Raw genomic sequence first — 12366 nt, 5'->3', positions numbered from 1 at the left:
CAAATACCTTATTGGCAGACGCCGTCCGCAATCGAGATGGAATTCGGCTTGCCGCCCTTCGTGAGTTCCGGCAACTGATAGCGCACCGAGCACTTTTGATTCACAGCCTCACCCCATTTGACGCTGAGTGCTCCCGAGTCTGCCTTGAGACCGGTAGCGATGATTCGGCTGCCCTGCGCAATGACGCCCACGACGTTGTCCGAGCTGTCGACCACCTGTGCGCCGAAAGGAATGGGGTTGCCATCGGCCTGCGTCACTCGCATCACGGCCGGTCGGCCCGTATTCTCCGTTTCGAACTTCATCTCGACGACGGCGCCCGCTGTGGGAGCAGTACGCTGCACAGTCGACTTGAGCGCGATGTTGATAGGGAGACCCTTGGGATTGATTTCGATCTCGTTGTTCGAATACGGCTGCAAACCGGCGACCACGGCATGTCCCCACGGGTCGACGCGCAACCCTGAGCCGTTCGTCACACGGGCGCCCGCGGCGTCCTTTGCATCCACGACCACGACGGTTTCGCTCATGCTCGGCGTGAACGCCACCCCGCCGCGCCACGCAACGACGCCGCCCGATACCCCGGCGCCAACCTGCGAGAAGTTCCGTCCGGCGCTTCCGTTCACCGTCAGCAATGCGACCGGCGACATGTAGCTCAGGTTGCCGCCTCCGCTCGCCACGCTGTTGCCGTTGTGCCCGCCATCGTTGAAATTGCCGTTCACGCCATATGAGAAGGCGTTGTCCTGTCCGAGCGTGCCCGTGATGGACTGCTGAACCGAGTTGCTGCCATTGGCCGTATCGTGCTGGTAGTACGTCGTCGATCGCGGAGCATGAGAGCCGAAGCCCAGCGGAATCGACACGTTCACCATGAACCGGTTATCCCACCGGCCGGTGTTCAGCACGAACTGCCGCACCATCGATGCGCCGTAGGTGATCTGCTTCCAGCTGTTGTTGTAGCCGATCTGATATTGCGTGTCGTGGTTACCGCGATTCCAATAGCTCGTGAGCGAGCCCATGGCATACAGCGAACCGTACTTTCCGCCTTCCCCGAGTGTTTGATTGATGACGAACTGGATACGATTCTTGGCCCTTTCGACCAATGGATTCGATTTGCTATCGTCACCGGTCTGGCGTATGCCGACAGCATCCGCCAACGTCAGGAAGCCGTTGGTCGAGTAACGATAAGCGGCGACCGCGAGGTTGGTATTCGTTGGCTCGATCAGGCGGGAGTAGCTCAACCGGAAGCTCATGCCGTTGTGCGTGCCGATGCCCTTGAAGCTGGCGCTCGACTGAGTCGCATCGAGACCAAAAGCGCCCAGTTTGGTATTGAGCGCCGCCCCGACAACACCCGAGAAATACATGTCGGCCGCAATCACGCCGCCATACAGCGTGACGAGGTTGCTCACGCCATGCTGGACCGTGAACTGCGACACGAACGGATGAATTCCGATGTTCGGATCACGATATTCGCCCACGGTGGCGAAATACCGCGTATGACCCGGACGCAGCGCATTGACGGCCGGCGCATACGGCACGCTCGAAACATGCTGCGTGCCATCCGCTTCCGTCACGATAACGTCGAGATTGCCGCCATAACCCGTGGGATAGAGATCGTTGATCTCGAACGGGCCAGGCGCAACCGTCGTTTCATAGATGATGTTGCCATTCTGACGAATCTGCACTTTCGCATTGCTATTTGCAATGCCATGCACGACCGGCGCGTAGCCGCGCTGCGATTCGGGATACATGCGGTCGTCGGTGCCGAGCGTGACGCCGCGCACACCGAAGCTATCGAATAGCGAGCCGTCGGTGAAGGTGTCACCGCCCGTCAACTGGCTCTTGATGTCCTTGAATGCGCGCTGTACGTATGTCTGCACGCTTTGATAATGCTGACCGCCCCTGTTGTTGTTCGTCAGATTGCCCTGGTACCTGAACCGCCACGGTCCCGCATTGATACCGCCGATGAGGCCAAGGTACTGGGAATTCGTGTCGATGCCCCCCGATGTACTATGGTAGACATTGGCGTTGTATTGCAGCGTGGCGGCGGGAACGCCGTCATCCCAATACTTCGGGTCGACATAACCGCGCGCGGAGCTGAGCATCGAGAACTGCGGAACGCTGAGGTCCAGGCGCTGTTCGCCGCTGTCGAATGTGGCGGTCGCGTCCGGAATGAGCTCCGACAGAGATGCGCATACGACATTGCCGTCAGCAAGCTTAGCGGCCGACTCGGGCGACAGCTTACGTAAATCCACGCCCATGCGTTCCAACAGGTCCGCAGTGAAACAAGGGCGCACGACTCCAGAGCCCGCGGGCTCTTCCCGCAACTCGATATTGAGCTTTCCCTTCCAGTTCTGATTAACGTATGTATCAGCCCGAAAGGTGCCGGGGAGAAGAACCTGCCCCTTATTGAAGCGGGAAATATCGACCTTTTCACCGCCGGAACCGAGGAACTGTTCGTTGAATTCCACAGCGGCATATTGCTGAGGTGCATCAGCCCATGCATGCGCGCTGGCACCCATGGCCGCAATCGCATGGAGCGTGACGAAACTTATGGGTCGAAGGCGAGGCCCAGATGCGTGAATGGAACGGTATTGCATATTACCTAGTTATCCTAAGGAAGCTTATTTGATGCCAGCACCGATCCCACAGCTGGAACCTCAGTGCATTGGCATCAGCCACCCATCGTTAGTTGACACGCGAAATGTGTCATGATCCACATTGACGTCACGGCGCAAGTTTGGCATCGCCTTTCTGCGGACCGCCATAATCGTTGATAGCGGTGTAGACGACTTTCATATCGCTGCCGGATACTGCGCCCTTCAGCGGGAATGCTTTCGTCTCTCCGGGGTTGACCATTCCGCCTTGCTCGAATGCAGGCGCATTAGCGCCCTCGCCCACCTGGATTCGGTCAAAGCTGACGTGGTAGGGCGTCGGATTCGTCGCCTCGATGGAAGCGCCCTTGGCGTCCTGCTTCAAGTGCCAGACAATCTGACCAGGCGCTTCGGCCGGTTCAGCGGGCGTCAGTCCATTTGGCCTATAAAAGAATTTGATGCGTGTCCGGAACGCGAGCTGCAACTGATTCGCACTCGCCTCGTCCCCTGTCGCCTTGGGCGGAATTTCCAGCACATTCAAGTAGAAGACCGTTTCCTTGTCAGCGGGCAAGGGCTCGCCCGTGAACATGATTCGCAAGGTTTGCGACTTCCCCGAATCGATACGCATGATCGGCGGCGAGATGGAAAACGGAACATCGATCGTGTCGGGTTTTGCGTCCGGGTCGCCCTTGTCGAGCCAAACCTTCGTCAAGCCAGGGAGCTTACCGTTGTTGGTGAGCTTCACCGTGACTTCGGATTCGGACTGGTTATAAACGACACGCGTACCAGAAACCACGACAGATGCATTTGTTTCCGGGGAAAACACGGAAACTGCGCAAATCAGCGCCACGACAGAGAGGATTTTTTCGGCCAGCTTCATACGGCACATGACGACCTGATCGACCAGATTGGAAGAGGAAGAACGGGTGGGCTGGCGCCCACCCATATCGGTGAGTCGATCGAACAATTAGCTGATCGATCGAAGTTTCGCCTTATTGATAGTTGATGCTATAAACGATCGACGAATTAGCAGCGCCAGCAGTAGTCGCGCCCGTGGCGTAGTATTGAACTTGGTAATTGAGGGTTGCGGTACCGGTCGAAATGTCCGCCGGCTGCGAGTTCTGCATAGTGGCGGAATAGCCCGCCTTGATTTGCGAGCCGTCCCAGTTGTTCAGTTGCAGCTTGACGTTGGCAGCGCCACCGCTTGCGACGATCAGGCGACCGTCGCTCGGGTCGACAGTAGCGCCAGCCTCATAGAAGACCGATGCCTTGCTACTGGAGGTCACAGGCGAGCATGCCGATAGCACAACACTGTATTTAGTCGCACCCGCCGTCTGACCCAATGCAGCCAGTTTCGCCGTGGACACAGTCGGCAGCGTCACCGTGAAGTCTTTGCCTTGGCCCTCTCCGTTGACCGTACAAGTCTGCGCGGTCAGTGCTCCGTTGAACGTGATGGTACCGTCCGAAGCAAATGCACTGCCGCTAGCCAAGATCATTGCACCGGATGCCAGCGCCGCATAAACCAACTTATTCATTCGATCAACTCCAATTATAAAATTAGTAGTCCCATGTATTGTAAAAGTTAAGTTTGCAAAGAGGTCTGCCCAAAGCAAGAACTCTAATGAATCTTAGCTATACGCCTCACGGGAGAACCGCATCCGAGCCCGTGTCGGCCTCATGAGGTCATCCGACTATAGGATTCGGCTAGCGCCTCACGCCCCTTTGATGAAGGAAATGCGTAGTCAGCATCTTACGTATTCCTTAATCATTATCATCATTTGATTATTCTTATTTATTGATGCCTCAAATGTTGCGAGAGCCATAAATGAATGCCAGACAGCAAATCATTTTGCAAATTAAGAGACTTTTTTCTGCTAATTTGGAATATTGCCTACCTTAAACAGCTCATCAACGCCATACGGCACCTTCCCCCATTCCAATCCCTTCACTCGCCATCACGCCCCGCTCGATCACCGCAGCAAGCTTTCCAAAGTTCGGCGCGATCTGCTCATTGGGCACGCACGCATAGCCGAGCATGAGGCCACGCACCGCCTCGTTCTGGTTCATGTAATAGTTGACGAGCGGCCGCGTAACCACACCGGCACTCAACGCATCGGCCGAAATAGCGCGGTCGTCGGTGCCCTGTGGCAACTCCAGAACGAAGTGCAAGCCCGCTTCGTCGCCGCGCACGGCGAGCGCATCGCCGAAGTGCGCGCGGATCGCATTGATCAGCAACTCCCGGCGTTCGCCGTACAGCCCGCGCATGCGGCGCACGTGTGACGTGAGATGCCCATCGAGAATGAACTCGGTCAACACCGCCTGCTGCATCAGTTGCCCTTCGCGATAGAGCTCCGCCACGCCGATGCGAAACGTCTCGACGAGATGCTCCGGCACCACCATGTAGCCCATGCGCAAGCCGGGATACAGCATCTTGCCGAGACTGCCCACGTAGATCACCTGCCCGGCGTCGTCGAGCCCCTGCAGCGATGACAGCGGCCGGCTGCCATAGCGGAATTCGCTGTCGTAATCGTCTTCGATGATCCAGACCTTGTGCTGACGCGCGAATTCCAGCAACGCGCGACGCCGCGCCAGGCTCATCACCATGCCGAGCGGATATTGATGCGAAGGTGTGACCAGCGCGATGCGCGGCGGCTCGGCCATGTCGCGCGCGGCCGGGTTGAGCCCTTCCTCGTCGACCGGCACCGGCACGAGCGTCAGCCCCGACGATTGCAGCACGCTGCGCACGCCCCAGTAGCACGGTTCCTCGACCCACGCGCGGTCGCCGAAATCGGTGAGCAGGCGCACGGTCAGGTCGATTGACTGATGAATGCCCGTCGTGATGATGATCTGGTCAGGCTGGCACTTCACCGAGCGCGCGACGCGCAGGTAGTCCGACAGCGCGCGGCGCAGCGGCCGATAACCGCTGCCGGGCGCATAGGTGAGCAGGTCGGGGCTCGCGCGCTTCCAGAGCCGGGCCTGCAAGCGGCTCCAGGTCCGCGCCGGAAACTCGGCGACGTCCGGCACGCCGGGCATGAACGCGCCCCACTGCTTCGGCGACACGCCCGCCTGCGCGATCAGGCGCTCGCCGCGGCGCGAGATCGTGCACGGCGTCTTGGTCTCCCCGGACTTCGCGCGCTCGGCGGCGCGATCGCGGGGCGCGGTGTCGGCAACGTAGGTGCCGCTGCCGGTCGTCGAAACGACGTAGCCTTCGGCCGTGAGCTGGTCGTAGACATGCAGCACGGTGTTGCGCGCAATCCCCAGATCGATCGCGAGCGTGCGCGAACTCGGCAGCTTCGTGCCCGGCGCGAGCTGGCTCGTCAGAATGGCCTGCTGCATCAGTTCCAGCATCTGCCGGTACACCGGCTCGGCGGCCGTACGGTCGAGCCGCGCGCTCAGCCAGTCCGCAAGGATGATCGTGTCCACGAGGCGCTCCCGGCCACGGAGCCACTCTCATGAAATGGCTCCATTCTGATTTATGAAATGGTTCCCCATTCTAGAACCTTCTAGGGATATAGTTAGCTCACGCGGTGGAAAAAATTGCCGAGAGTCCTATGAAACTCCCGGTGGTATCAAGAATTTCCGAAGGAGACACGGAAGATGAAATCCGAACAGGTGATCGTCAGCTTTCGCGGCGTGCGAAAGACGTACGACGGTGAAACGCTCGTCGTCAAGTCGCTCGATCTCGACATCTATCAGGGCGAGTTCCTCACGCTGCTCGGGCCGTCCGGGTCCGGCAAGACGACCTGTCTCATGATGCTCGCGGGCTTCGAGTTTCCGACCGGCGGCGAGATCTGGCTCGACGGCAAGCTGCTCAACAAAGTGCCGCCGCATAAGCGCGACATCGGCATGGTGTTTCAGAACTACGCGCTCTTTCCGCATTTGTCGGTACAGCAAAACGTCGAATATCCGTTGACGGTGCGCAGGATGTCCGCCGAAGAACGCGCGCACCGCGTCAACGACGCGCTCAAGATGGTGCGCATGGAAAGCTTCGCGAAGCGTTATCCGGCGCAGCTTTCGGGCGGCCAGCAGCAGCGCATCGCGCTCGCCCGCGCGCTCGTGTTCCAGCCCAAGCTCGTGCTGATGGACGAGCCGCTCGGCGCGCTCGACAAGCAATTGCGCGAGCACATGCAGATCGAGCTCAAGGCGCTGCACGAGAAGCTCGGCGTCACCTTCGTCTATGTGACGCACGATCAGGGCGAGGCCCTCACCATGTCCGACCGCGTCGCGGTGTTCGACAAGGGCATCGTGCAGCAGCTCGACACCGTCGATCACCTCTACGAAGCGCCTTGCAACGAGTTCGTCGCCAACTTCATCGGGGACAGCAACCGGCTGCGCGGCACCATCGAAGATGCACAGGGCGATTACTGCGCGATCCGCCTCGCGGATGGCACGCGCCTGTCCGGTCTCAATGTCGCGAATGCGAAACCTGGCGCGTCGGCCATCGCGTGTATCCGCCCGGAACGCATGAAGCTCACGCAAGGCAACGGCCACGCCAACGGCAACGGCGCCAACGCGCTCACCGGCGAAGCGAAGAGCCTCATCTATTTCGGCGATCACGTGCGCATGCGTTGCGGCGTGCGTGAGCAGGACGAGTGTTTCGTGAAGGTGCCGCTCGGCACGGCGGCGCTCGACGGCTTCACGCCCGGCGCGCCCGTCGCGCTCGAATTCGCACCCGAGCATCTGCGCGTGTTCGCCTGAAAACGCGCGTTCGTCTTTATCGGCAGCAGTTCCACTGACAAAACCAAGTCAAAGAAGAGAGGAAACCATCATGAAGAAGCTCGCACTGTGTTCCGTGGCGGCCGCGCTCGCATGCGCATCGGCGGCGTCGATGGCGGCGGAGATCACCGTCGTCAACTTCGGCGGCGCGAACGGCGACGCGCAGAAAGTCGCGTTCAATCAGCCCTTCGAGCAATCGACCAAGAACAAGGTCACGGCCGTCGAATACAACGGCGAACAGGCCAAGGTCAAGGCGATGGTCGAAGCGAAGCACGTCAACTGGGACGTGGTCGAAGTCGAATCGGGCGATCTCGGCCGCGGCTGCGACGAAGGTCTCTACGAGAAGCTCGACTGGTCGAAGATCGCGAAGAAGTCGGATCTCGTGCCCGAATCGCCGGCGACGTGCGGCGTCGGCTTCTTCGTGTGGTCGACCGCCCTCGCCTATAACGCCGACAAGCTCAAGGGCGCGCCGGCAGGCTGGGTCGATTTCTGGGATACGAAGAAATTCCCCGGCAAGCGCGGCATGCGCAAGGGCGCGCGCTACAACCTCGAATTCGCGCTGATGGCCGACGGCGTCGCGCCGAAAGACGTCTACAAGGTGCTGGGCACGAAGGCCGGCGCGGACCGCGCGTTCAAGAAGCTCGACGAACTGAAGCCGTCTATCCAGTGGTGGGAAGCCGGCGCTCAGCCGCCGCAATTCCTCGTCGCGGGCGATGTCGTGATGTCCACCGCCTATAACGGGCGCATCGACGCCGCGCGCAAGGAAGGCAAGAACCTCAAGGTCGTGTGGAACGGCAGCATCTACGACCTCGACTACTGGGCCATTCCGAAGGGCTCGCCGAACAAGGACGTGGCGACGCAGTTCATCGCGTATTCGGTGTCGCAGAAGCCGCAGGAAGTCTATGCGCAGCACATCGCTTACGGCCCGGTGAACAAGGCCGCGATTTCCGCACTCGATGCGAAGACCAAGGCCGACATGCCGAACTCGCCGGAAAACGCGAAAAACGCGGTGCTGCAGGACATGGCGTTCTGGACCGATCACGGCGACGAGCTGGAGCAGCGCTTCACCGCGTGGGCGTCGAAGTAAGGACCTGGCTGGGACGACGGTCGCGCTTCGCCGCAAGCGCGACCGCAAAGACGGAGACACAAGCGTGAACACCATGACGATCCCGGCGGACGAGTCGGGCGAATCGAGCGCGCGGCTCAAGCGCGAACTGAAACTCGCCGACGCGAAAAAACGCGCCATGGCGCTTGCGCTCATCGCGCCGCTCGCCATTTTTCTGTTTCTGATTTTCGTGGTGCCGATCGGCGCTCTGCTCACGCGCGCCATCGAAAATCCCGAAGTGGCGACTGCGCTGCCGCACACCGGCGCCGCGCTCGCGAAATGGGACCGCAAGACGCCGCCATCCGATGAAGCCTATGCTGCGCTCGCGCAAGACCTCACCGCGATCTCGGAAGGCGAATCGATGGGCGCGCTCGCCCGCCGCCTGAACACGGAAATTCCGGGCTACCGTTCGCTCGTCGCGAAAACCGCCCGCGCGATGCCCATGACCGGCGACGACGGCAAGCCGCTGCCCGCCGCACAGATCAAGGCGAAGATTCTGGAAATCGACGAGCGCTGGAACGATCCCGCCTACTGGCAGGCGATCGCGAAAAACGCGGGCCGCTACTCGCCCTTCTACATCCTCGCGTCGCTCGATCACAAGCAGGACGGCTTCGGCGATATCGTTCATGCCGGGCCGGATCAGTCCATCTATCTGAATGTCTTCGCCCGCACCTTCGTGATCGGCGGGGGCGTGACGCTGTTCGCGCTGCTGCTCGGCTATCCGCTCGCCTACTGGATCTCGACGCTCCCCTCGCGCCGCGCCAATCTCGTGATGGTGCTCGTGCTGATTCCGTTCTGGACGTCCGTGCTGGTGCGGGTCGCCGCCTGGATCGTGCTGCTGCAGAGCGAAGGGCTGGTGAACACGGCGCTGCTCGGGGCCGGACTGATCGGTTCGCCGCTCGCGCTGCTGTTCAACCGCGTGGGCGTCTATATCTCGATGACGCATATCCTGCTGCCGTTCATGATCCTGCCGCTCTACAGCGTGATGAAATCCGTCCCGCCCACGTACCAGCGCGCGGCGGTGTCGCTCGGCAGTCATCCGTTCGCCGCATTCTGGCGCGTGTACGTGCCGCAGACGTACCCGGGCATCGGCGCAGGCGTGCTGCTCGTGTTCATCCTCGCGATCGGTTACTACATCACGCCGGCGCTGCTCGGCGGGCCCAACGATCAGATGGTCAGTTATTACATCGCCTACTTCACGAACGTGACGATCAACTGGGGCATGGCTTGCGCGCTCGGCGCACTGCTGCTGGTCGCCACGCTGCTGCTGTACGTGGTCTACGGGCGCTTTACGCGCTCGAACGTGAGCCTGGGGTAAAGGAACATGAAACTCGCCAAACCGCTTTTCGCGCCGCATACGTCGGGCATCGAGCGCATCTGGTATTTCGCGTTGCGCATCATCTGCGTGCTGACGCTGCTGTATCTGATCCTGCCGGTGCTCGCCATCGTGCCGCTCTCGTTCTCGTCGAGCACCTTCCTCGTCTACCCGATTCCGGGCTGGTCGATGCGCTGGTATCACAACCTCGTCATGTCGCAGGAATGGCGCATGGCCGCAAAGAACAGCTTCATTGTTGCGCCTTCCGCCACGCTCGTCGCGACGATCCTCGGCACGCTCGCGGCGGTCGGGCTCACGAAGGCGAATTTCATCGGCAAAAGCGCCCTGATGGCCGTTCTCATTTCGCCGATGATCGTGCCGGTGATCGTCGTCGGCGTCGGCATGTATCTGTTTTTTGCGCCGCTCGGCATCGCCAATACGTATTTCGGGCTGATTCTCGCGCATGCGGCGCTCGGCGTGCCGTTCGTCGTGACGACCGTGGGCGCGACGCTGCAGAACTTCAATACGAATCTTGTGCGCGCAAGTCAGTCGCTCGGCGCGAGCCCGCTTACGACTTTCTTTCGCGTGACGCTGCCGGTCATCGCGCCGGGCGTGATTTCGGGCGCGCTGTTCGCCTTCGCGACCTCGTTCGATGAAGTCGTGGTCACGCTCTTTCTCGCGGGCGCGGATCAGACGACCTTGCCGCGGCAGATGTTTACCGGCATCCGCGAAAACATCAGTCCGACGATCGCCGCGCTCGCGACGATCCTCATCGTGTTTTCGACGAGCCTGCTGCTGGCGCTGGAATGGCTGCGAGGCCGCGCGGCGGCGCGCGCGGTGGCGGGCTGAGGGACGACATTCGGACCGGGCGGAACGCCTATGTGGCGGGGTTCCGCGTGGGGCCTGAGGCTCGATGGCAGCCGCAAAGCGTGCGTTAAACCGTGTGCATTCAGGCCGATTTCGCGCGTCCATGTCATGATCTGCGCGAAACGGGGCTCATTGTCCGGTCCGGGGTCAACCTCCCGGACCTCCGCAAATGCCCGCCGGCAAAGGCAGTGCATGGGCCCACGCAGCGAAACACCGGCACGCACCGACCGATTATTCGTAACAACGGGATAGTGTATTCACTGATGCAGTATTTATCGGAATATGCTTAATGACGTACGTTCTAGGTCGAGTCAAAGCCTGGAACAATGCCATGACAGCTTTTTCGAAAAGAGCGGACCCGTGGTCACAGACGGTTCACCTGCTCGAAGCGATGCCCAAGGATATCGCCCGCGTAGCCCCTTCTCAAAAAACCGCGCGCGCCGAAAGCGCGTTCGTTGAACGCCTGACGCGCGACTGGAATCGCACGCATCCGCATCATGCCGATGATCGCGTGCCGTTTCCTCAGGCCGTCGTGCGCGTGATCGAGCGCCCGAGCAGCGCGACGGCGCTCGTGTACTGGTCCGATCCCGGTACGTGCCATTACGGCTATCAAGGCTGGCGCGCGACCACGGCGACCGCCGAGGGCGTGTGTTCGCTCTCGGGGATGCCGATTCACCGGGGCGATCAGGTCTACCGTCCGTCGCAGCGCGATCCGAAGCCGCAGAACGCCGCCGCGATGATCCTCGCCGCCGCGATGCCGCAAAACAGCGAGGAAGTGGAAGCCGACGTGCACGGCTGACGGCACGTCGCGGATACTGAGCCCCCGCTCAGTATCCGACCGTGATCCGCTGCCGGATGTGCGCTTCGCGCGCGAACTCGTCGAGGAAGGCGATCGCGTAGTCTTCGAACGAGATCCAGCTTCGGCCGCTGCTATCGACGAGCAATTCGTCCACGCCGAGGCGGAATTTTTGCGTGCGCGCGCCCGGCACGAATTCGGCCGAAGGCGAAATGAAAGTCCAGTCGAGTTCGCGTTCGCGGCGCAGCGCATCCAGAAACGCGGCGCCCGCCGTGGCTTCGGGCCGGTACGCCTCGGGAAAATCGGGCACATCGAGCACGCGCAGCCCCGGCGCGACATAAAGGCTGCCCGCGCCGCCGACGACCATCAGCCGCCGCACGCCCGCGCGCTTCACCGGTTCGACGATCGCAGGCTCGGACACCGCGGCGAAGCGCGTCGCGCTGAATACCGCGTCGTGTCCGGCGACGGCGGCGGCGAGCGCGTCCGCGTCGAGCACATCGACGTTCCGCGTGGTGACGCCCTCATGCTCCGCGAGTGCGGACGCATCGCGCGCGATGGCCGTCACCGTGTGTCCGCGCCGCAACGCTTCTGCCAACAGACGGCTGCCGACATTGCCCGTCGCGCCGATGATCGCGATTCTGCTCATTGTTTGTTGCTCCTTTTTCTTAACGGCATTCTCGCCGGCATAGCCCGACCGGCCGGTCCATGATAAAGGGAAATAAACCGCGCACAATCGCCCATTCGGATCGAGTTTATTTCCGATGAATACGGAATCGGAGAATCGACCGGCGCGCGGTCACGATTAAAAGCATACGTAGCAAGTCTATGGTCATGCAATTTCCGGGCCGGTTGCGCGTGCGCTGCGGTATATCGGCACACCATTGTCATAACCGAAATCGGCTTTCTAAAACGCGCGGCGCCATTAAACTAGAGGCCCCGCACTCTTTCGAAACGCGCGGCAGCGGCGATTACCGGCGCGCCG

The 12366-nt window shown here is 61.0% G+C and carries 10 protein-coding genes; 5 read left to right on the top strand and 5 right to left on the bottom strand.

What is annotated here, in order from left to right; translation table 11 throughout:
• Positions 1-8: 8 nt before the first annotated feature.
• The 4 genes from AWB70_RS18810 to pdxR all read right to left on the bottom strand — a co-directional run bounded on the left by AWB70_RS18810 (position 9) and on the right by pdxR (position 6008).
• Positions 9-2513 (bottom strand): fimbria/pilus outer membrane usher protein, encoded by a 2505-nt coding sequence (locus AWB70_RS18810; RefSeq protein ID WP_235024288.1) that lies wholly within the window; start codon positions 2511-2513, stop codon positions 9-11.
• A gap of 205 nt (positions 2514-2718) precedes the next feature.
• A complete protein-coding gene (locus tag AWB70_RS18805; RefSeq protein ID WP_235024287.1) occupies positions 2719-3552 on the bottom strand; it encodes a fimbria/pilus periplasmic chaperone in 834 nt (277 codons plus the stop codon).
• A gap of 25 nt (positions 3553-3577) precedes the next feature.
• Positions 3578-4120, bottom strand: a complete 543-nt coding sequence (locus AWB70_RS18800) for a fimbrial protein (protein WP_053569568.1) — start codon at positions 4118-4120, stop codon at positions 3578-3580.
• 373 nt (positions 4121-4493) lie between these two features.
• Positions 4494-6008, bottom strand: a complete 1515-nt coding sequence (gene pdxR / locus AWB70_RS18795; protein WP_045454642.1) for a MocR-like pyridoxine biosynthesis transcription factor PdxR — start codon at positions 6006-6008, stop codon at positions 4494-4496.
• 174 nt (positions 6009-6182) lie between these two features.
• On the opposite strand from pdxR, the gene AWB70_RS18790 reads away from it, so the two are divergent.
• The 5 genes from AWB70_RS18790 (at position 6183) to AWB70_RS18770 (ending at position 11387) form a co-directional block, all read left to right on the top strand.
• Entirely contained in the window at positions 6183-7283 is a 1101-nt protein-coding gene (locus AWB70_RS18790) for an ABC transporter ATP-binding protein (protein WP_014251070.1), read from the top strand.
• Positions 7284-7353: 70 nt separating this feature from the next.
• Positions 7354-8388: an ABC transporter substrate-binding protein gene (locus tag AWB70_RS18785; RefSeq protein WP_045454648.1), complete on the top strand. Its 1035-nt coding sequence runs from the start codon at positions 7354-7356 to the stop codon at positions 8386-8388.
• 64 nt (positions 8389-8452) lie between these two features.
• Complete coding sequence (locus AWB70_RS18780) at positions 8453-9724, top strand: ABC transporter permease (protein ID WP_060854121.1); 1272 nt, start codon at positions 8453-8455, stop codon at positions 9722-9724.
• Positions 9725-9730: 6 nt separating this feature from the next.
• Positions 9731-10570 (top strand): ABC transporter permease, encoded by an 840-nt coding sequence (locus tag AWB70_RS18775; protein ID WP_014251073.1) that lies wholly within the window; start codon positions 9731-9733, stop codon positions 10568-10570.
• A 349-nt stretch (positions 10571-10919) separates the two neighbouring features.
• Complete coding sequence (locus AWB70_RS18770) at positions 10920-11387, top strand: DUF3331 domain-containing protein (RefSeq protein ID WP_014251074.1); 468 nt, start codon at positions 10920-10922, stop codon at positions 11385-11387.
• 28 nt (positions 11388-11415) lie between these two features.
• Here the strand turns inward: AWB70_RS18770 and AWB70_RS18765 are convergent, their stop codons facing one another.
• Positions 11416-12030 carry an NAD(P)-dependent oxidoreductase gene (locus tag AWB70_RS18765; protein ID WP_053569570.1) on the bottom strand — a complete coding sequence of 205 codons (615 nt, stop codon included), beginning with the start codon at positions 12028-12030 and terminating at the stop codon, positions 11416-11418.
• Between the last annotated feature and the right edge of the window lie 336 nt (positions 12031-12366).

The sequence above is a fragment of the Caballeronia cordobensis genome, from assembly GCF_001544575.2.
In the GTDB taxonomy this organism is placed as follows: domain Bacteria; phylum Pseudomonadota; class Gammaproteobacteria; order Burkholderiales; family Burkholderiaceae; genus Caballeronia; species Caballeronia cordobensis.
This window is presented reverse-complemented; position numbering and strand designations above follow the sequence as displayed.

Coding starts and splice junctions, on each gene's coding strand:
- AWB70_RS18810 (WP_235024288.1), bottom strand. CDS start 2,513: ATGGGTGCCAGCGCGCATGCATGGGCTGATGCACCTCAGCAATATGCC.
- AWB70_RS18800 (WP_053569568.1), bottom strand. CDS start 4,120: ATGAATAAGTTGGTTTATGCGGCGCTGGCATCCGGTGCAATGATCTTG.
- AWB70_RS18790 (WP_014251070.1), top strand. CDS start 6,183: ATGAAATCCGAACAGGTGATCGTCAGCTTTCGCGGCGTGCGAAAGACG.
- AWB70_RS18785 (WP_045454648.1), top strand. CDS start 7,354: ATGAAGAAGCTCGCACTGTGTTCCGTGGCGGCCGCGCTCGCATGCGCA.
- AWB70_RS18775 (WP_014251073.1), top strand. CDS start 9,731: ATGAAACTCGCCAAACCGCTTTTCGCGCCGCATACGTCGGGCATCGAG.
- AWB70_RS18770 (WP_014251074.1), top strand. CDS start 10,920: ATGACAGCTTTTTCGAAAAGAGCGGACCCGTGGTCACAGACGGTTCAC.
- AWB70_RS18765 (WP_053569570.1), bottom strand. CDS start 12,030: ATGAGCAGAATCGCGATCATCGGCGCGACGGGCAATGTCGGCAGCCGT.